Origin of the sequence: Chloroflexus sp. (assembly GCF_034432675.1) — a bacterium.
Classification (GTDB): domain Bacteria; phylum Chloroflexota; class Chloroflexia; order Chloroflexales; family Chloroflexaceae; genus Chloroflexus.
Map to the genome: position 1 here is coordinate 1 of NZ_DAOUBI010000226.1, position 20,985 is coordinate 20,985.

The 20,985-nt window shown below is 55.2% G+C and carries 18 protein-coding genes; 4 read left to right on the forward strand and 14 right to left on the reverse strand.

All coding sequences use genetic code 11. The features are described 5' to 3' along the window. From VAE55_RS16705 to VAE55_RS16720, 4 genes are all read right to left on the reverse strand, one after another. The coding region (locus VAE55_RS16705; protein ID WP_322816858.1) for a hypothetical protein at window positions 1-259 on the reverse strand (259 nt) is incomplete at its 3' end. Window positions 260-581: 322 nt separating this feature from the next. Then, window positions 582-1,916, reverse strand: coding sequence for a TRAP transporter large permease subunit (locus VAE55_RS16710; protein WP_322816859.1), 1,335 nt, complete (start codon window positions 1,914-1,916; stop codon window positions 582-584). A gap of 14 nt (window positions 1,917-1,930) precedes the next feature. Beyond that, window positions 1,931-2,491 carry a TRAP transporter small permease subunit gene (locus VAE55_RS16715; protein WP_322816860.1) on the reverse strand — a complete coding sequence of 187 codons (561 nt, stop codon included), beginning with the start codon at window positions 2,489-2,491 and terminating at the stop codon, window positions 1,931-1,933. Window positions 2,492-3,206: 715 nt separating this feature from the next. Next, window positions 3,207-5,042, reverse strand: a complete 1,836-nt coding sequence (locus tag VAE55_RS16720; RefSeq protein WP_322816861.1) for a phosphoenolpyruvate carboxykinase (GTP) — start codon at window positions 5,040-5,042, stop codon at window positions 3,207-3,209. Window positions 5,043-5,329: 287 nt separating this feature from the next. Here VAE55_RS16720 and secG point away from each other — a divergent pair, with 287 nt between their 5' ends. Continuing rightward, a complete protein-coding gene (gene secG, locus VAE55_RS16725; RefSeq protein ID WP_322816862.1) occupies window positions 5,330-5,545 on the forward strand; it encodes a preprotein translocase subunit SecG in 216 nt (71 codons plus the stop codon). A 3-nt stretch (window positions 5,546-5,548) separates the two neighbouring features. Next, entirely contained in the window at window positions 5,549-7,213 is a 1,665-nt protein-coding gene (locus tag VAE55_RS16730; RefSeq protein ID WP_322816863.1) for a peptide ABC transporter substrate-binding protein, read from the forward strand. A gap of 63 nt (window positions 7,214-7,276) precedes the next feature. Here the strand turns inward: VAE55_RS16730 and VAE55_RS16735 are convergent, their stop codons facing one another. After that, the gene (locus tag VAE55_RS16735; RefSeq protein WP_322816864.1) at window positions 7,277-8,053 is read right to left on the reverse strand and encodes a hypothetical protein; all 777 of its coding nucleotides are present in this window, start codon (window positions 8,051-8,053) and stop codon (window positions 7,277-7,279) included. 519 nt (window positions 8,054-8,572) lie between these two features. On the opposite strand from VAE55_RS16735, the gene VAE55_RS16740 reads away from it, so the two are divergent. After that, window positions 8,573-10,711 carry a hypothetical protein gene (locus tag VAE55_RS16740; protein ID WP_322816865.1) on the forward strand — a complete coding sequence of 713 codons (2,139 nt, stop codon included), beginning with the start codon at window positions 8,573-8,575 and terminating at the stop codon, window positions 10,709-10,711. A gap of 492 nt (window positions 10,712-11,203) precedes the next feature. Then, window positions 11,204-11,440: a hypothetical protein gene (locus VAE55_RS16745; RefSeq protein ID WP_322816866.1), complete on the forward strand. Its 237-nt coding sequence runs from the start codon at window positions 11,204-11,206 to the stop codon at window positions 11,438-11,440. Here VAE55_RS16745 and VAE55_RS16750 read toward each other — a convergent pair. The 9 genes from VAE55_RS16750 to VAE55_RS16790 form a co-directional block, all read right to left on the reverse strand. Then, window positions 11,437-12,285 (reverse strand): dihydroorotate dehydrogenase, encoded by an 849-nt coding sequence (locus VAE55_RS16750; protein WP_322816867.1) that lies wholly within the window; start codon window positions 12,283-12,285, stop codon window positions 11,437-11,439. The two genes, VAE55_RS16745 and VAE55_RS16750, sit on opposite strands and share 4 nt — an antisense overlap. After that, entirely contained in the window at window positions 12,278-13,807 is a 1,530-nt protein-coding gene (locus VAE55_RS16755; RefSeq protein WP_322816868.1) for a UDP-N-acetylmuramoyl-L-alanyl-D-glutamate--2,6-diaminopimelate ligase, read from the reverse strand. Before VAE55_RS16755 ends, VAE55_RS16750 begins: the two co-directional genes overlap by 8 nt. Before the next feature lie 5 nt (window positions 13,808-13,812). Next, the gene (locus tag VAE55_RS16760) at window positions 13,813-14,871 is read right to left on the reverse strand and encodes a lipid II:glycine glycyltransferase FemX (RefSeq protein WP_322816869.1); all 1,059 of its coding nucleotides are present in this window, start codon (window positions 14,869-14,871) and stop codon (window positions 13,813-13,815) included. After that, complete coding sequence (locus tag VAE55_RS16765) at window positions 14,868-15,677, reverse strand: PIG-L family deacetylase (RefSeq protein WP_322816870.1); 810 nt, start codon at window positions 15,675-15,677, stop codon at window positions 14,868-14,870. Before VAE55_RS16765 ends, VAE55_RS16760 begins: the two co-directional genes overlap by 4 nt. A gap of 6 nt (window positions 15,678-15,683) precedes the next feature. Further along, window positions 15,684-16,595: a HEAT repeat domain-containing protein gene (locus tag VAE55_RS16770; RefSeq protein WP_322816871.1), complete on the reverse strand. Its 912-nt coding sequence runs from the start codon at window positions 16,593-16,595 to the stop codon at window positions 15,684-15,686. Between the two features lie 63 nt (window positions 16,596-16,658). Beyond that, a complete protein-coding gene (locus tag VAE55_RS16775) occupies window positions 16,659-18,608 on the reverse strand; it encodes a hypothetical protein (protein WP_322816872.1) in 1,950 nt (649 codons plus the stop codon). Further along, window positions 18,605-18,757, reverse strand: a complete 153-nt coding sequence (locus VAE55_RS16780) for a hypothetical protein (protein ID WP_162015784.1) — start codon at window positions 18,755-18,757, stop codon at window positions 18,605-18,607. The genes VAE55_RS16775 and VAE55_RS16780 overlap by 4 nt, the downstream gene beginning before the upstream one ends. 126 nt (window positions 18,758-18,883) lie before the next feature. Further along, window positions 18,884-19,864 carry an ROK family protein gene (locus tag VAE55_RS16785; protein WP_322816873.1) on the reverse strand — a complete coding sequence of 327 codons (981 nt, stop codon included), beginning with the start codon at window positions 19,862-19,864 and terminating at the stop codon, window positions 18,884-18,886. A gap of 52 nt (window positions 19,865-19,916) precedes the next feature. Then, window positions 19,917-20,985, reverse strand: a 1,069-nt coding sequence (locus tag VAE55_RS16790; RefSeq protein WP_322816874.1) for a lamin tail domain-containing protein, incomplete at its 5' end; no start/stop codon positions are given.

Sequence of the window (20,985 nt, forward strand, 5' to 3'; positions counted from 1 at the left end):
CGCGTAGACGTGTTGTTGCAATAAGTTTGTGCCTGCGCATCAGCGGCCACGGCCAGCCCCTGCCGGCGGTGGCGATGATGCCGGCACGTGGGCTGGAAGCCAGCGCCACGGGGAGTGCTTGCAGTCCGGCTAACGCAGCGTGCCATGTGGGTAATGCATAGCTCCAGCGGGTGAGGGTGGGGGCGTGTCTGGCGGCACTGGGAGCGCACGCCTCCGGCTCACTCGCCACCTGCCACCAGCTCGTGACAACGATAGCCATTCCGCCTCCGCTGGTTCCCGCCCCCAGTGGGGGTGGGTGAGGGTGGGGGCGTGCCACCGTACCATTGGGACGCAGCACTATCATCCCCGCTTGCCTCTCATCACGCTGGCGCAGCTCCTGCGCACGACGCCAGTTAGTTCATCTCTGATGAACTACCGGCAGCTCATTGGTGGTAAGCCTGGCGGTGTACGGCTACGACAACCTGAATAACACCCAGAGTCTGTCAAGATGTTACACGAGTGACTTTACATAAAAAGCAGAGCGCATTGGTTATGCACTCTGCTGGTTTCATGTGGCACAGTATCAGCGAATGGTGAGTTCCCTACTGGCCGAAGGAGATCGCCGGCAGATAGAGGGTCAACTCCGGGAAGAAGATTAAAATAATAACGATGGTAAGTTGAATTGCAATAAACGGTATGACACCCCGGTAAATATCGATAGTTGTAATGCCTGGAGGTGCAACACCGCGCAGGTAGAAGAGGGCAAAACCGAATGGCGGCGTCAGGAACGAGGTCTGCAAATTAGCGCCGAGCAACACCCCAAACCAGATCAGGTCAAACCCCAGCTCCCTCGCTACCGGTACGAACAGGGGAATGACAATAAAACAGATCTCGAAGAAATCGATGAAAAAGCCTAGTAAGAAAACGATTAGCATGCTAACGATCAGAAAGCCCCAGGCACCACCGGGCAGGTTAGCCATGAGATCGAACACAAACTTATCACCACTCAAGGCTCGAAACACCAGGGTAAATGCGGTTGAGCCAATTAAAATGAAGATAATCATCGTTGTGGCGCGCATTGTGGCATCGCACACCGCAATGAAGTTCTTCCAGGTCAACCGCCGATTAGCAGCCGCCAGCAACGTTGCGCCAAGTGCGCCAACGGCACCCGCCTCTGTTGCCGTCGAAATACCGAAGAAGATAGAACCGAGGACGGCGACAATGAGTAGGAGCGGGGGAATCATCACCTGCACCACTCGTTTCGCCAGAGCTTCACCACTGATCGAACGAGCCGATAGCGGAAGCGCCGGAGCCATTTCTGGCTTCAGTAAGGCGACAATCCAACAATAAAAGGCCAATGCCGCTGCCAGTAAAAGACCTGGTATCAATGAGCCAAGAAAGAGTTTGCCAACTGAAACACCAATCTGGTCGCCGAGAACCACCAAAACGACCGAAGGCGGAATAATCTGACCCAGTGTACCGGCAGCACAAATCACTCCACAAGCCAGCTCTTTATTATAGTTGTAGCGCAACATGATGGGCAGTGAAATCAATCCCATCGCTACTACTGTTGCTGCAACAACGCCGGTAGTTGCTGCCAGTAAAGCACCTACAACCACAACCGCAATTGCCAAACCACCCCGCACCGGTCCGAATAGAATTCCCATCGTATCGAGTAAGTCCTCTGCCAGACCAGATTTTTCCAGCATTGAGCCGAGGAAGATAAAGTAAGGGATTGCCAGCAGGGTGTAATTTGACATCACGTTGAAGATACGTGATGGCATTGCCCGAATAATGATAGGATCAAAGATGCCAAGTGAAACACCGATAATACCGAAGACAATCGCTGTTGCCCCCAGCGAAAATGCAACCGGATAGCCGATCCCAAGAATGACCAGCACTCCAAGGAACATCGTGGGTCCGAGCCAGTCGTACATGCATCCTCCACAAATTACAAGCGTGTCTCGTGTTCTTCCTCAACCTGTGATGGATCAAGGAGCCCTCGCCAAGCAGCAAAATACTTTATCGCTTCAGATATGCCCTGAATAATCAAGAGAACTGGACTGACAATCAGGAATGTCTTGATGATGTAGCGTGGTAGACCACCGGGGTCAGGTGAATTTTCGTGAATACGCCATGATTGATCGACATACGGCCAGCTGAAGTAGATAAGAAATCCACAGAAAGGTATGAGGAAGAAGAGAGTTCCTAAAAAATTGACCAGGGCTTTGCGTTGTGGTGAGTAGTTACCGTAAAACACGTCAATCCGCACGTGCTCGTTATGCTTTAATGCATATGCAGCACCGAGCAAAAAGATTAAAGAGAAGATGTACCACTGGGCTTCAATATAGAAATTAGAACCAAGGGTGCGCCCAATGGCCCGTCCGACGTACCGATTCGCAACGTTCCATACCCCAACCGCAACAACGACAGGGACTAGAACATAAGCTATACGTCCGACCCATTCAGTAAAGGTATCAATAATTCGTGACATGCGCAACAATACTGGCACACTAACCCTTCCTTTCCTGATCAAAGCGTTATTTACGACGCAAGAATGAGTCATGATCAGTTGGCAACATAATTTTTGCAATTCGCTTCCACGCAGGATGTGTAATATTATACTATGGGAACTCGCAAACGTATAGCTTAATAGTACACGTAATAAGTATTTTTGTCAAGATAGCTTTCTGCAGCGACGCATCCCCGATTTGTGCTGCATTTCCTGCCGCCCGCTAGCTCGCAGATGCGTGTAACATCAAATCCGGTTTATTAGAAGTCTTCCTAGTGATCGTACTATCACGCCGGTAGCGATCTGAGTAAGGATACGGAGAACGGTTTTTATGCTGCACACGGTATCACACACTGCGGTGGATATGGTTCCCGACTAGGTTGCTTGTAGTGAATCGTTTGGAGTGTGGAAACCTCGCTTCCGTCGCCACCGTGCACACTGGCAGGCGCAGATCGTAGTGCGTACCCGTGCCGGTATGTGATCCTGGTGACGGGTATGTTTGAGTGTAGGTTGGTAGCTGGTTCCACGAGACTCGGCATCGGTGTCGCGTTACTAACGCAGCAGGACGCTGTGGAGCATATGACCGCATAGTGCCCTCAACGATGATGCTCAGTATCTATCAAGATTTGATATAAAACAGTACATTCAGGGGGGACGTACACGTAGCGTACGTCGCCCTCCACCGTATATATGTTACATTCGGATTGTACGAATGTTATTCGTGGGTCGCTCCCCATTTCTCCGGCATACGCCAGAGGCTCGAAAGGATTAGGTCGCGTACCGATGGCAGTTCTTTCGGGAGACGGTCGTATAGTTTGATGAACAGTTCTTCGTGCAGCAAAATCTCTTGCTGCCACTCACCGACGTTACACTCCATCACCTGTTCAAACTGCTCGGCGCTAAAGCTGAGACCACGCCAGTCGATGTCTTCGTACCGTGGTACCCAGCCAATCGGTGTCTCAACACTGACGGCTTGGCCGTGGGCACGCTCGATAATCCACTTTAACACTCGCATATTCTCACCAAAACCTGGCCAGATAAACTTGCCGTTTTCATCTTTGCGGAACCAGTTGACGCTAAATATGCGCGGTGGATTCTTCAACCGACGGCCAAAACTTAGCCAGTGGTTAAAGTAGTCGCCCATATGGTAGCCGGTGAATGGTAGCATCGCAAAGGGATCACGGCGAACGACGCCCTGTTGTCCCATCGCCGCTGCGGTTGTTTCTGATCCCATTGTGGCAGCCAGATACACGCCGTAGGTCCAATTGAAGGCCTGGTAGACCAGTGGCACCACCCGACTACGTCGGCCACCGAAAATGAAGGCTTCAATCGGGACACCGTTGGGGTTTTCCCAATCTGGATCAATTACCGGATTCTGCCGGGCCGGTGCCGTGAAACGCGCATTTGGATGGGCTGCCAGGCGGCCACATCCCGGTGTCCAATCGCGTCCCTGCCAGTCGATCAGGTGTGCCGGCGGTTCATCGGTCATACCTTCCCACCAGACATCACCGTCATCGGTGAGCGCAACATTGGTGAAGATGGTATTGGCGCGGCAGCTTTCCATCGCATTGGGATTGGTTTTATACGATGTGCCTGGCGCAACGCCAAAATACCCCGCTTCAGGATTGATCGCGTAGAGTTTGCCATCCGCACCGGGTTTGATCCAGGCGATGTCGTCGCCGACGGTTGTAACTTCCCATCCCTCTCGCTTGAAGGTGTCAGGCGGGATGAGCATGGCAAAATTGGTTTTCCCACATGCCGAGGGGAACGCTGCTGCTACATAGGTCTTGCGCCCAGATGGTTCTTTTACTCCCAGGATCAGCATGTGTTCGGCGAGCCAGCCCTCTTGCCGGGCCATCACCGACGCAATCCGCAATGCGAAGCACTTTTTACCAAGCAAAGCGTTACCGCCGTACCCCGATCCAAAACTCCAGATCAAACGCTCTTCGGGAAAGTGAACGATGTATTTCGTCGGATTGCAGGGCCAGGGTACATCGGGCTGCCCCGGTTCCAGAGGCATACCAACACTGTGGAGACACGGGATGTATTCGCCGTCCTCTCCCAAAACGTCGTAGATTTTAGTTGAGACGCGGGTCATAATGTGCATGTTGACCACGACGTATGGTGAGTCGGTTAATTGAATACCAATGTGCGCAATCGGTGATCCGATTGGCCCCATACTAAAGGGAATGACGTACAGGACACGGCCCCGCATGCTCCCTTTAAACAATTTGAGCAGAATTTCCTTCATCTCTTTCGGTGGCATCCAGTTATTGGTGGGACCGGCATCATCTTTCGAGATGCTACAGATGAAGGTGCGATCTTCAACGCGAGCCACATCTGAGGGATCTGAGCGGGCGAGGAAGCTGTTGGGACGTAGTTTGGGGTTGAGCCGAATAAACGTTCCGTTTTCTACCATCTGGTTGCAGAGCATGTCGTACTCTGCTAGTGTTCCGTCGCAAAAATGAACCTGTGCCGGCTCGCAGAGTGCGACAATGTCTGAAATCCACTTGCGTAACCGGTGGTGTTTAATGTATGCCGGAAATTGCATATGAAACCTTCCTTTCGCTCACGACACCATTGGCGGGCGATGACTGTGACACATTGAACAATGATAATCATAACATAGCAAGAAACAATGATGAGTGCAGAGCCGCTAACTATTTCGCAAGAAACTAATAACTATTGAATTGATGATTAGGTCTCTCGCATCTGTTTCGGCTGGTCGCTATTCTGGCACCGTAGCGATGCGTAAACGTGCCACAAATGAATATGGTATACTATAGCGCCTGCCGATCCGGTGGCGTCGCGTAAAGACTCTACTTGAGGAGACGTTGAATGGAAACAGCCCTGTATGTTGCGATCCTCGTAATCAGTGCGGTGATGAGTGTGCTGGTCATTTTGCAGTCGCGTGGTGGTGGGATCAATCGTGATACCAGTTCAATCTATCGTACCCGCCGAGGCATTGAGAAGACACTGTATCAGGCCACGATTGCCCTTGGGGTTACCTTTCTGCTATTGGCATTGATCACGAGCTTGCCGATTTTCAATTAGGGTATGGCGCGTCGTATTCGCTGGCAAATCGCGATTGCTCTCTGCGGCATTGCGCTGATAGTCGCTTTGTTTGGTCGACTCGCCGCACTCAGTGCATCGACCAATAATCCGGCAACTGGCGGTGTATATGTTGAGGCGGTAGTCGGCTCGCCGATCATGCCCATCCCTCTGCTCAATGATCCGGTCGCCGATCCGGTTGGGCGCACGTTGATCAGTCTCCTCTTTGAAGGGTTAACCCGTATTGGGATTGACGGCTTGATTGAACCGGCCCTGGCTGAAGGCTATACTGTCGATGCCACTGGCGAAATCTATACGTTCACTCTGCGATCAGGGCTGCGCTGGCACGATGGTACCCCCATCACCGCTGAAGATGTTGTTTTTACCTTTCGGACGTTACAGACATTAGAGACAGCCGGTGAACCGGCGCTTGCCGGCTTCTGGCGCACTGCTTTAATCGAGCGTGTCGATACTCGCACAGTACGGGTGACGTTATCGGGTCCATTTGCTCCCTTTCCAAGCCTTGCCCGTGTGCCGATCCTCCCCGCTCATCTGCTAGGTGGTCTTTCGCCTGCTGAATGGCCGGTCAGTGAGTTTGCCCGTCGTCTGGTGGGTAGTGGGCCGTTTCGGCTGGCTGAATTACGCTCCGATGCGGCTATCTTGACCGCCAACCCGACATACTACAATGGTCGGCCCTTTCTCGATCAAATAGAGTTGCGGTTTATAAGTACCGCCGAAGCCGCGATTGCCGCTCTGTCACGTGGTGAAGTGACCAGCTTTGCAGAACGCTGGGGAACCAATCTTGCAACTATCGATCTTCCTGGGGAAGAGCAGCAAATTGCCTTACCGATGGATGAATATACCCTGCTCACATTTAATCTGCGTTTGCCGTTGTTCCAGGATATTCCCCTGCGCCGGGCACTGGCACTCGGCCTTGATCGTGATGCCTTGATCGAGACGGTTGTTAATGGGATGGAACAGCCGATAGACACCCCGCTCCTGCCGGGTACCTGGGCCGATGATCCTGCCCTGCGTCGTATGCCGGCTGACCCATCTGCAGCCGCTGAACGTCTGGCTGAAATTGATTTCGAGCCGGGCAGTGATGGTATTCGCCAGCGTGGCCGACAGCGCCTGAGCTTTACATTGCTGGTTGACCGCGATGAGCAGCGTGTGGCAGTGGCTGAGGCTATCGCTAACCAGTGGCGATCTATCGGTGTGGAAGTGTTTATTGAGTCGGTTGACGTCACAACTTTGACCGAGCGCCTGCGCCAGGGCGATTTTATGGCTGCCGTCCATACCTGGACGCGGATCGGGCCTGACCCCGACCTCTATAGCCTCTGGCACTCCAGTCAGGCTGATGGCGGCCTCAATTATGCCGGATTAGAGGATAGTCGCATTGATACTTTACTCGAACAGGCACGGGCTGAGCCTGAACTGATAGCCAGGGCTGAGTTTTATCACGCTTTTCAACAGCGCTGGCTGGAACTGTCACCGGCGATTACCCTCTACCAGCCAATGTACGTGATAGTAACGACGGCAAACCTGCAAGGGCGCACCTTCGCTAATCCCGATCTCGGCCCCCATACACTCTTTGGGATCGAGGATCGCTTCCGCGATGTGCAACGTTGGTTTGTGAATAGTTTCCGCCGTATCGAAGGTGATTTGCCGTAGAGAGGCTGTTTGCCGGTCTACATGTCTACACTTCCGCTCTAGTCAGGTGGTGTATTGCCTGTCTCACGGCGACAGGCGAAGATCGTATAGGTCAAACACCGGTCCCTCGACACAACGTCGCTGCCAGCCATGACGGGTTTCGATCTGGCATGCTCGACAGATCCCTATACCACACGGTAGTGATCCGGCTACCACAACCTGGGCCAGTCCTGGTTGCCAGCGCAGGCGTGTTGAACGAATGATGTTTGCCGCCGGTGCCAGCATCGTGGGTGGTAATGCAAGGCCTATCTGATCGGCCCACCGTAGCGGACTCTGTGGTGATGAAGTAAGCAGATCGAATAATGTTGCCTCGCCGGCCAGGCTGATCTGAATTTCTACCGTCGGTGGCAAGAGAAAAGGAGGGGGTAGAAAACCGGCATCTCCTGCCATAAACAGGGCAACATTCTGCCTGTCGGCCTGCTGGCGGGCTAGGAAGAGTAACGCCGGCAGGGCTAAGCCGGTGCCTGCCAGCAAGAGGGTCTGGGTTGTTGGCTTGAGGGAGAAGTGTTTACCACCCGGCACGCAAAGATCGAGTGCAGTTCCTGGCGATAGCTCAGACAACCAGATCACCGTCGGATCGCGAGGATCGATGAGAAATTCGACCGTGCCGGTGTCCGGATCAGCACCGGCCAGAAAGAGCGTTGTCCACAGCAGCGGGTCAAGCCCTGGTTGGGAGTGGCGCACCAGGGCAATCTGTCCGGGCTGAGCATGGCGAGCCAGCGATGCTGCCTTTACGCTCAACCAAATCAATTGCTCAAACTGGCGGTACGTGTGGATCGTTGCTGTGTGGTACAGGTGCATATTGTGATTCCGAAGATACAGAAGCCATCTCTTCCATGTGTGTAGAGTGCAATCTGCTCGATAATGCACAGATGTCTGAAGAGGGGCGTGATCATTAGAACAGCCTGGGCAGAGACTATTATCAATCTAATAGCTTTATATAATTCACTGGTTGTCGAGCCAGTAATGACCGCCGGTGCATACTCCAGTATATACGTTTTACGGTGTTAACGCACACGTCATGCTTTGTACCAAACTGGCGTTATAATATGGCACACAAACTGATAGCACACAGGCAACATCACAATAGAACATATTTTATAAAAAGCTGTACTGTCGCGTTCTCATAACCATCTTCGTTGCCATCACGCGCTGCATAGGTTGCCTTGATCGCTCATCATCCGCGTGTGGCGTGGTTTGGAGTGCGGCAGCCATGCTGCCGCGCCAGCCGTGCTCACGATCTGGTATGTGTTACGTCGTTGACCCGGCTGGTCACGCAGGTGCCGGGTGTGCTCGTCACGATCAAGGAATCGGTCGGTAATGAATGAGATAGCTTCTAGTTCAGCTATGGCCAGTCTTCCCCTGCATGCGACTGAGACAGAGGCATCTGCCGAGCAGATCTGGTGGAACAGACCGCTATCCGGTACCGGTTGGCTTTCATACCTCACGATTGGTGAACTGTTGCTGTTGGCTGCCGGCCTGATCCTCTATCTCTACACTCGCCTTACCGATCTGACCAGCTTCCCGATCTATTTCTTCTGCGACGAAGCCATTCACAGTGTGCTGGCACGTGATCTCATTGCCAACGGCTTTCGCGATGGTGAGGGCACCTGGCTTCCTCCTTACTTTCGTAATGCCGAAAAGTGGAGTCTGAGTCTCAGCGTCTATCTCCATGCTCTCAGTATCATCCTGTTCGGATTTGAGCCGTCGGTCTGGATGACCCGTGCCACTTCCGTTATCGCAAGTATTCTGGCACCGGTATGCATTGCGTTGCTGTTGCGTCTCGGCTACCATAGTCAGCGCTGGTGGTTAGGAATCCTGGTGTTGTGTACGTTTCCGGCCTGGTTTCTCCATTCCCGCACCGCCTTTGAAACGGTACTGATGGTCGCCTGTTATGCGGCGTTTCTGGCGACGTATACGCTCTACCGTTTCTACGATGATCGCTGGCTGGTTGTGGTGATCCTGTTCGGTGCCGCTACCTTCTACAGTTATGCCAATGGGCAGGGGGTGATGCTGGTGAGTGGCGTGCTCTTGCTGATCAGCGATCTCCGCTATCATCTCAGCCGCTCACCGCAACGGATTAGCATTGCTTCCATTGCGATCCTGCTTGCTATCATCCCATGGTTGCGTTTTCGCTGGCTGCATCCTGAAGCGCTGTTCGAGCATTTCCGTTCCCTCAACTCCTATTGGATACAATCCATCCCGCTCACCGAGAAGCTGCAACGCTTTGGTAGCCTATACCTGCAGGGCCTTGATCCGCGTTACTGGTTCTGGCCTAACACGGTAGACCTTGATCGGCATCGGTTTCCTGATACCGGTCATCTCCCGCTCTTCCTGCTTCCTTTCATCGCCATTGGCCTGATCGTGTGTCTGTGGCGCTGGCGGGATGCGCGGTACAGAATACCTCTTATTGCCCTGCTTGCAGCACCGTTTAGTAGTGCGCTGGTTGGGCCAGCCATCACCCGTATGCTGGCAATGGTTATTCCGGTAACATTATTGGCGATCATCGGGCTGGATATACTTCTTGCCTTCCTGAGCCATTCGCGACAACGCTTCATCACCGTCATCCTCAGCGTCATCTTTGCCATCAGTAGTCTGACAATGACCCGCTACGCCATCCTTGGTGGTCCACTCTGGTTTCGCGATTACGGTCTCTATGGTATGCAGTACGGGGCGCAGCAGCTTTTTGGCGAGACGATACCTGCCCTGCTTGACCGTGATCCGCACATTATCCTTCGCGTTTCGCCAACGTGGGTGAACAATCCAAACAGTTTTGCCAGCTTCTTCCTCACCCCTGCCCAGCAGCACCGGGTCGAATTTATCAATATTGATACCTACCGCTACCAGCGCCGCGATCTTGATCGGCAACGCGACGTGTTCATTATGACTGCCGGTGAATACTGGCTGGCCCAACAGAGTGGGAAGTTTATCCTGTCGCCGCCGGAACAGATTATTCCTTACCCCGATGGTCAGCCGGGGTTCTACGTGGTACGGCTAGAGTACGTTGCCAATATCGACGAGATTCTGGCCGCTGAACGTGCTGAGCGGCAGCGGTTGATTGAAATTCCGTACACGCTGGAAGGTCAGTCAGTGGTTGTTGCCCATTCCCCATTCGACATTGGCAGCGTTCCTGACCTCTTTGATGGTGAGCCGTTGACGCTGGCCCGTGGTTTTGAAGCCAACCCGCTTGTCATTGAGCTGCGGTTTAACAGCCCGCGTCCACTGCGCCAGGTGGGATTGACCCTCGGCAGTATGGATCTTGACCTGCGAGTAACAGTAACTACACCTAATGGTGAGACCAGAACTTTCAATCAATCATACCGTGGGCTGCCACCTGATCCAACGGTATACCTTGATCTGCCAGATCTGCTTATCGCCCAGCAGGTACGCCTGGAGATATTACAGGTAGGGGTTGGTGAACCGGCACATGTCCATGTCCGGGAAGTGATGTTGAAATGAGGTTAGGTGCGGTGCAGCTGAACGGCAGCTCTGATAGCGCCTGGTAATTGTCTGGTAATTCTGAATTCCTGTACTATCTCGCAGCCAGATCGCGAAACAACGTATGTATGCACCAGCACAATCTTTGGAGATCGAGCATGTCAGATCCACTCGCACCCTCCTATTTCCAATCGTACCAATTCCAATGGCCTTTCGGAAGCAGGTGTAGGGAAAGAACTCCGTGAGCTACTGATGTGCTGCGCAGAGAATGGCAACGTGAACCGGAACCGATTGCGCAACAGCAGGGAACACCACGCAATCTGCTGGGACGAAACTGGAATGATACGATCAACATCATCGGCAGTGTGTTTCAGAGGCGTGGTGAACAGAAACATATTAATCTGTCTCAATCAAATACAGCAACGGGCGCTGCAAAACGAACGTGAGTTGTATCAACAGCAATAGCGTGAAACATTTGATCAGACTCTGATCTATCCGTTCCTCATCGAGTTTGTGCTGCGACTCGAGGTTACGCTGACAATGGCGAGTCGCGATGAAGTTGCTTACCGCCAATCGTTGGGTGATGAATTAACCGACATCGAACAGGTCGGCGATTATCTGGACAAACAGACTCAACGCCGCGATCTTAACTATCAATTTGTTGCCGATTATCGCAAATTGATTGACGATTGTCGACAGTTTGGTCAGGCGTTTGCTAGTTTCTCTACAGAAATGGTGCCTGTTCATTAGGCAGAGAAAGTGTCCGAGTCGAACTGATCTGATTCTTTGCCCAATCTACTTGCAATCGCCTGCCCACGTCGCAGATCGGTAACCAGCGCACTGGCCAGAGCCACGGCCCGTGCTCCGGCGCGTAGCATGGCCTGAGCATGGGCCGGCGTTGTCACCCCACCCATACCGATCACCGGTACCTGTACCGTCGTGGCAACACCGGCGACAATCCGCAAGGCGATTGGAAAGATGGCCGGTCCGCCCAACCTCCCGTACACCAGTTCGCCGGATGGTTGGGGCATACATCCCGGCATTCCATTGATCAGGGCAAGCGCGTCGGCACCAGCCGCAGCGCAGGCCTTGGCTACGGCAACTGGATCGGGCAGTTCCCCAGGGAGTCGTACCAGTAACGGTAGCACTGTTGCCTGCCGTACCGCGCTGACACGCTGGGCCGCTTCAATCGCAGTGAGCGCAGGTAGGGCCAGTTCAAAACCGGTGATACCCGGTGTGTCGTTCAGCTCACTTGCAACGGCTGCTGCATCCGGGCCGGCCAGACTCACCAGAATCGGAATGTGGTACGTTGCCCAACGTGGCGCCAGCCGTTCGCGTACCTGCCTGACGCCGAGGCTAAAACCGCCGTGATGGTAGAGCGTACCCGCAGGTGTAGCCAGCAACTGTGGCTGGCCACGTCGTCCGCTCATCGTCACTGTCGAACTGATGATTGCGCCCAGACCGTGATCTGCGTCTGCCCGCTGCAACCCTAACCAGCGCACTACACCGACTACGTCACCCAGGCTGCCGGCAGCCGCAATGACCGGTGAAGCAATTGTCAGGCCATACGGATTGTGTGGTGCCAGTTCAATCATGCGACCGATGGTATCCTAACTCGGCCAGTGCCTGCCGGGCTTCGCGCTCTTCGTTCCACGGCAGTGAAAAGTCGGCGTAGATAATACTACCCTCGTGGCCTTTGCCCAGCAACAACACTAGGTCACCGGGTTGTGCTGCGGCCATAGCAGTCCGAATAGCCTGTGCCCGATCAGGAATGCAGAGGTACCCACTACCAGGTCGCTTGCCGGCCCGTTCGGCGCCGGCAGCGATCTGGGCAATGATCGCCTCGCGATCCTCGCCACGTGGATCTTCATCGGTCAGCACCAGCAAGTCACACATCCGACCGGCAATTTCTCCCTGAATAGCCCGTTTGGCAACATCACGCTCGCCGGCACTACCGAACACTGCAATCATTCGCCCCTGCACCTGGGGCCGCAGCATGGCAAAGATCTGCTCGAACGAATCGGGATTGTGAGCATAGTCTACAATCACTGCGAATGGTTGCCCGGCATCAATCGGCACCATCCGGCCACGTGGTGCCCGCACGCCGGCCAGGGCGGCAGCGGCTGCCTCGAGCGCAACGCCCTGACTGAGAGCGACTGTCAGCGCGGCCAGCGCATTACTGGCGTTGAATCGCCCCGGTAGCGGAACGGTCAGCTCGGTGGTGCCCCAGGCTGACGTTACCCGCACCACACTGCTCATCGGCCCACTGTGGAGTATCTGTCCCTGGACATCTGCCGGCTCGTGTAAACCATACCGTAGCCGCACCGCATCGGCAGGTGCAGCATCAAGGAAATACGCATGATTTGGATCGTCAGCATTGACAATTGCCCAGCGCGAACCACTGCGTTCGCCAAGTAGCGCAAAGAGCTGGGCTTTGTCGGCCCGATATTGCTCGAATGTGCCGTGGTAATCGAGATGTTCGTGGCCGATATTGAGCATTACAGCCATAGCGAACGCACAGCCAACCAGCCGCCCCCAGCGTGGCGAGAGAGCGTGGGATGTCGCTTCAATAACGGCTGTATCGCAACCGGCAGTGACCATCTCGCGCAGCAATGCCTGCACCTCTGGTGCTTCCGGTGTGCTCTGACGGGTATCGTTAGGCCAGCGGCGATTCCCAATCTGAAAATCGACGGTGCTGATCATGCCCACCATTCGTCCGGTAGCAGCGAGGAGCTGGGCCGTCAGATCGGTTGTTGTGCTTTTCCCCTTGGTACCGGTGATCCCAACCGTGGTTAATTCACGTCCGGGATAGTCGTAGAACGCAGCCGCCAGGGGTGCCAGAGCCACCCGGCTATCGGTGACCACCACTACCGGCACGGCAACCGGTCGTTCATCCCAATATCGTTGATCAACCACCACGGCCACAGCTCCCCGTGCAATAGCCTGGTCAATAAACTGGTGACCATCACTGTGCTGCCCATGGATGGCAACAAACAGACTCCCCGGCTCGACACGCCGCGAGTCGTAGGTGAGCGATTGCACAGGCACGAGTGGTTCGCCAATCAGCCGTTGGACAACTACATCGTTCAGGAGACTGGCAAGTGTTTTTGCCGTCATTGACGTTATCCTCCAATCTTTCGCTGCGCCAATGGATAGAGTAATGGCAACAGGACCAGATCGAAAGCCGGCATAAAACGAACGATTCGACCACCAAAACCTTTTTTGAAGCGGTAGACACCAATCAGCGGGTCTTGTTGCGCAGCCTGCTCGAGGGCTGTGCGCACAGCTTCATCAGTGACCGTTGCCGCTTGCCCAAGCGCATCGGGAATGCCCCACAGGTCGTAACCGACACACCCTTGCTCACGTGCCCAACGCATGGCGTGCCATGCCAGCAGATGATTGGCACCACTGCGTAAACCCTCTGCTGTTGAACCACCGTACAAGTAGCGACCGTAGCGCACATCGGCGAAGACCAGATGGGACGCAACCGGCATGCCATTCAATTCAGCAACCAAGAGGCAACTATGTGGCTGATGCAACTGCCAGGCGGTCTTATAGTAAGCAGCGCTATGAATCGCAAAGGCGGCCCGCTCACCGGTTGTGCGCATAATATCATAGAACGTTGCCAGATCGGCCTCGCCGCCGGTCCGTACCGTCACCCCAATGCGCTCGGCCCGCCGAATATCGGCCCGATGACCTTTCGAGTACGCGGTAAATATGGTTTCTACAGGTGGTTGCAGGTCAACGAGGATCGTACTGCGTGGTTGGATCGGTTCAGCGACTACCAGCCGATGCCGGGTAAACCAGGTCTGGAGATGGGGAGCCTGAGCGTCATCTTCACTCACGTTTGGCTCAAGCCGGATCGCGACCGCCAGCATCTGGCGTCCAAGCCGACGCACGCCATCGATCAGGTGATCATCGAGCGCCGGATCGCCGGACAGGAGGGGACCACGCGGTGCGTAGCCAAAGGCCAGGCCAGCGTAGCGGCGGAAGAGCACCTGGGCACCGGCGCGGATAGTGCTATCGTCGTCGTAAACTGCGATGCGTCGGCAATGCCAGCCAAAGCGGGCTTTCAGAGCACCCCACAGACTGGCCTGCAACACATTTCCCTGGGGATGAGAAGCAACAAAGGCATCCCACTGCGCGGCAGATGGGACATCAACCCGCCACCGACCCTTCATAAGCTCACCCATTGCCGTTCGGCATAGCGCATTGTCGGTGAAGCGACACGCGCCGCATATTCGGTTACCGCAGCCGGCATCGCTGCTGCATCGCCGAAGAGGACGCCCAACTGGCTGGAATAGGCGGAAATTGCCCTGATCTTTGCCTGGAGCAGTGTCTCATCAAGTGGAATGTAGCGTGGAGCATACAACTCACGACCGATCATTGCCAGGCGTTGTTCAACCGCTGACGGCTGACGGGCATACGGAAAGTCTTCGTAGCAGGCGAAATGGATAGCGGCTGTGCGCAAGCTGGTCGTTGCTGCGCTGAAGACCAGTTGATGATCGACGTGCATACCCACCGCCAGCGGCACATAGAACGTGGCTCGCGGATAGCGTTTGATCAGAGTCGCGATCAGGGTTGCCACTACATCGGTAAGGGGATCATCGGCGACCGGTGTTGCAAAGATACTCTGCTCGTCGGCATACGCATCAGGTCGGCGGTAGATGGCGTCCAGTGCCGGCAGTAATAGTGCATCAGCGCCAAGCACTCCCAGCGCGGCAGCGTCTTCGATGCGACGATGAGCCACCACTGCCGATGGTGGTAAGCCCCAGCGCTGATGGAGGGTTTGTGCAAACGGGCTGAATTCCGTATGACTCGGCGGAGAGCCGCTACAGATATTAACAACCAGCACCCGTTCGCCGGTTGCAGTCAGGCGGGCAATTAAGCCGCCACAGGAAAGCGCCGCATCATCAAGATGCGGCGACAACACAATATGGCGATAGCCATCAGGCAAGGCCATGGCCTGATCGGTAACCAGGGGCATACATCCTCAGAGGGTATCAAGGTCGAGTTCAGCGAGCGCATCCTGGGCAACCTGGGCACGCACCTCGTCGCGTGAACGGGCGATCCGCTTCAGAATGCGGCGGGCATCGGGGCCACCAACCTGCCCAAGCGCCCAGATTGCAGCCAGTGCAATCTCGGTATCTTCATCATCGACCAGCGGTAACAATGCAGGGAGCAACTCACGTCCATCTTCACCGATCTCACCCACAGCGCGTGCTGCTTCGTAGCGCAGTGATGGCGATGGACTCTTCAACTCACGCAAAATATACGGAAACCACTGCGGTCGCATCGAGCGGCCCATTGCCAGGACGGCGCTCTCGCGCATATAGATGTCGTCCATACTGTAGGCACGGGCAACCAATGCCTGCGCTTCTTGTGAATCGGCAAAATACCCCAACGCTTCAACTGCACGCCGGCGTACTTCTGATGGTTGTTCAGGGTCAGAAGCGGTCTGGAGCAATGCGTTAAGCAGGCGTTGGGCAGCACTGAGCGGTAATTCACCGATTTCAGCCCGATAGGCAAAGCGGGCCAGACTGATCACTGCGGCTGCCCGCACTTCGCCAGCCGGATCGTGGATCATCTGGATCAGACGATCCATCATCTGCTCGTGATCATCTTCCCACAGCCCTTCAATCGCCAGCACCCGAATCTCAGCATCGTGATCGGCCAGGCAGGCACGAAATACCGGTCGGTAATCAAACTGAATCTGCTCTTCAGCCAGCTCGGCCAGCAAGTGCATAATATGGCGTCGGCGATCCAGACTAAACCGCTGCCACTGCTCCCAGAAGATGTACACACTCTCTGGTCCCAGGTTGGCCAGCAATTTCAGATCGACGCGGGTTGGGGCAGTCTCAGCAGTATCAAGTTGAGCGACACGCTCGGCAAAACTCAGCGTCATGGTAAACCTGTATACGATGACAATCAGGCGGCGATCAGGGTTGGTGATCGCCGCCTGTCACATCTACTCATCTTCTTCAATATAGCGTCCACTTCGGCGGCGCAACGTCGGTTGAGGCAGATCGATATCGTCCGTCGTCTCCTCTTTCTCCGTATCATCCCGATCAACCTGAGGCATGGTGAAGAGATAATCACCAGAGGCAGTGGGATCTGCCGCGATTGACGCATGACTATCGAGCAGGGCCTGCAGGAATGAGTGCGAAGCTGGTCGTAGCACATTGTACGCGACATAAATATCGGCGAATGAAACCCGATACACCGGTTGCTCGCGGGTTCCGCCCCGCTCACCCATTGTTTCGCAGACGTGCTCAAGGATCATCTCGGCCTTCCGTCGTTCACTCATCGGGAAGGCCTTCAGATTACGCAGCTTCCCATAGCGGTTCTGCGTTGGTAAGAGATCCTCATCCACTGCGCAATAGAAGGTCAGGTTTGCAAAAGCAAACCGGTTCTTCTTCTCGTCGAAGGTCAGCAGGCGCTCGGTTGTCTCACCGACCTCTTCGTAGGTGATGTTAAAGACATTGACCGCATCGGTGCGGCTAATCGTGATCAGGGCACCGGGTACGAGATACTCACGGAAGAAGTCCTCAAGCCCTTGCAACCAGCCACCACGATTACCGGTAGGATAGCGCACTTCAACCAGGTAGTTACTGTAATGTTGCGGTGACTCAAACCGAAAGACCGCAGTACGCTGGTCAGGTAAGAGGGGAGCAGGTAAGAGTGTTGCCAATGCCGCATCGAGCGGGAGCAACCCATACTCCCATTCAAAGAAGGTCAGCAGACGAGTGACACTGCCGCTGGCGATGATCGACTCAGCGCTTTGATCGGCCAGACTATCATCGAAGCCCTCGATGAGATACGAGGTCAACTGGCCCATCTCAGCCGCTTTAACTCGCTTCGAGCCGATAGCCGGCAAGCCCCTCGTTGACCAGATATTTGCACCCTCAACACCGACAAACTCAAAATCCTTCTCGCGTGACAGACGATAATTCAGCGAGAAGCGAAACGTCTCGTAATCCGACTGGCGCGGATTGTGATAGTAGAGGTCGGCAATAATTTCGGTGTCGAGGAGCGGCTCGTTCCGTTCCAGAATATAGTCGCGAATCTTACGCAGATCGTTCTTCCCGAAGCCGATCAAACCCGACTCAGGGTAGTGTAGTCGCCCAAAGCTCACAATCCGACGCAGCGGGTCCTGTGCCAGGCGTTCGGTCAGAATCCGTTCGAGCGCCGGGCCATGCTCGGCAACGATCTCGGCGGGTGAACGACTGAGGTCGATGGTCAACCCATCAACCGTCATAATGGTCGAACGCTCACCGGGAGTCGGCTCAGAAGCTACGACTGCCGGTTCTGCCATGACTGCTGCCGCCTCGACTGGTTCGGCAGGTGTTGTCGGCGGCACCTCCACCGTTGCTGGTACTTCGCTCAGCGGCTGTGCCATTGTAGTTTCAGCAGCCGGTTGCTCAGGCATCACCACCGTCTCGATCGCTTCCACCGCCGGTTTTTCGGCTGGTGGCGAGGGCATCTGCGCAGCGGCCAGCAGCCGTGCCTGCTCGATCCAGTAATCGGAAATATAGACCGGTTCATTCGTCGTAATTGCGGGTGGCGATGTCGAAACCACGACGCTCAAATCATCAACCGGCAATGGATGCTCAGGCTCATAGAGCCGTTGCTTAAATGTATGCGGATCGGTTGTATCACGGGGAATATAACGCCCCTGTCGCGAGGTGACATAGATCACCTGACCCTGCACCTCTTCGCGAGTGAAGCGTTCATCAGCCGCCAGTGCTGTTTCCAGCTCGGCCTGCACCTGAGCAGGATCGCGCTGCAGGCGCGTCACAAAAAATTCAACCAGATTACTCAGGGTCTGGCGAATAGGAGCATCAACGGCGAAGAGGACACCCTGCGCGGTCATAAGCCGCCATACTTCATCGGCCAGCGTTCCTGTCGTGGCAGTCATTCACTCTCCTCCGTCACCAGCTTGCAAAGAATTTCGAGATATTGCAGCAGCAGCTCGTGTACATCTTTGGGTTCACCACTCGCCCGTAACCATTGGAGTAAGCGATCAATGGCCGTCTCGCCAAACACAATCGTCTTCGCGTCCATCATTCCCCCGTAATACATCATAGACAACAGGAAACAGAGAGGCGCAACTTGCCTCCCTGCTATCCGTAGAGTGTACGATATAGCTTATCCTATTGTAGCATTGCTCAGCGCGATATGCAAATGGGAAGCTCAATCCGACAGGCTATCGAGTGCCATAGCGACAGCGCCAATTGCAACGCTATCGGGGCCAAGGATTGACGCTATCACCGGTACGGGACGGGCGAACTGAGGGGCGATGAAGTCGCTCACTCTGGAAGCAATCGCTTCCACGAAGCGATCACCACCGATCCGCACAACGATTCCTCCCAGGACAACCATCTCTGGATCGAGCAGTGCAATCACTTGTGCAATCCGGGTGGCCATGAGATCAACGGTATGCTGTACTACCTTGCGGGCAATCGGATGATCGCTAAAAATATCTTCCAGCCGATCCGCGGCAAGCCCTGCGGCGGCTGCCCGGCGGATTAATCCTCCTATCGAAACCAGCTCTTCCAGGGTCTCCGGGCGACCATCGCCATCCCAGCCGTGGGCAACCACCGCATGCCCGATTTCGCCGGCCATTGAGTGGGCGCCATGGTATAGGCGACCGTTCAGCACTGCGCCCCCGCCAACGCCACTGCTCAGGTGAAAGTAAAATAGATGCTGGCATCCTTTGCCGACACCAAAGGTTGCCTCTCCCAGGGCGATCAGATTCGCATCGTTGTCAATGAGCGTCACGGCATCAAATGCCTGCTCGAAACGCTCTTGCAAGGGGTAGTTTTCCCATCCTGGTCGCCGTGGGGCCAGCCGTACCGTGCCATGGCGGAGGTCGACCGGGCCGCTAAAGCCTACGCCAACCCGTACCAGGCGCTCGACGGTAACACCTTCCTGCGCCATTAAATCTCGCGCCAGATCGATAACCCGGCGTACCGTTGTCTCTGGGTCTTCATGATCAATATGATCAATCGACTCGAGAGCGGCATTCTGGTAGGTGTGGTGCTGCAAGTCGACCAATGCAGCTCGTAATCCGTAACTGCCCAGGTCGATCCCAAGGATGTAGCCTTGATTCCCAAGGACGCCCCAGAGGTTCTGCGTCAACCGTTCTCGAATAAGGGCAGGCAGATCTTTCATAGGGCTGTTCCTCTCTGCATTTCAGCGAATGGTCGGCACCGGTGTTGTGAGATTATAGCACATCATGTTCTCGGTGCGCAGTCCGTTGTGGTGTTGGTTCAGCAACAAAGAGCAGGAAGGAGATAACTCCCAATATCGCCGCTGCGATCCGTGACCACGACCAACCCGGTTGCGTACAGTCTTGACAGACATTCGCTTGCACAGTTGATAGTGTTGCGGTTGGCGAGGGAGCCGCAGTTACGCTCAGGTAGCCGGGTTGCGGTGAACGGAGCGCTAACGAAGCCGGTCGTCGTTCGGTTGGTCGTAATCCTGGCGTTGTGATCACCGGCTGTGCGCTGTCGGTTGCGTCAAGCGTAACAACAGCAGGTGCGCCGGCATTTTCCCACTCCATTGCTGTTGGTACCATCAGCGGTTCTCGCTCGATAACCTGATCAACCGCTGCTGCGCTGTAAGTAAAGGTGTCAATTGGTGTTCCCGCCGAATCGTGCAATGTGACCGTGTCGCCACTATTGTTAAGAAATGCACGAGTGATGGGTATGCGGAGTGTTGCCCCTGCTTCCAGGTGTAATCCTGATAGCAGTCGACGCTGACCATTGCTATCGCTGAAGAACCATCCTTCCAGGTTGACCGGTAGGGTGTGTTGTGTACTTAGCTCAATCCATTCGTTCTGCCCGACGGCGGGAGCAGGTAGCAGCGCACGAATCATGACCGATCCAACCGGCCATGGGGTCGGCGTGGCTGTCGGGGTTGCGGTTGGGGTGCGCGTCACTGTTGGGGTGCGGGTTGGTGTCGGGGTGCGGGTTGCAGTCGGTGTGCGCATGGCAGTTGGCGTGCGCGTGGCAGTTGGCGTGCGCATGGCAGTTGGCGTGCGCGTGGCAGTTGGCGTGCGGGTTGGTGTCGGGGTGCGGGTTGCAGTTGGCGTGCGGGTTGGCGTTGGGGTGCGCGTTGGTGTCGGGGTACGCGTGGCAGTGGGGTAACCGGTAGCGGTCGTGGTTGCGGTATCGGGAATGTTCGGGTCTTCTGGCTCTGTGATCTCGTTTGGCGTTCCCGGTGTGGCCTGGGTGAGCGCCTGCCACTGCTCTGCGCCATCGCCCAGGCGGGCGTAGACGGTGCTTGCGATC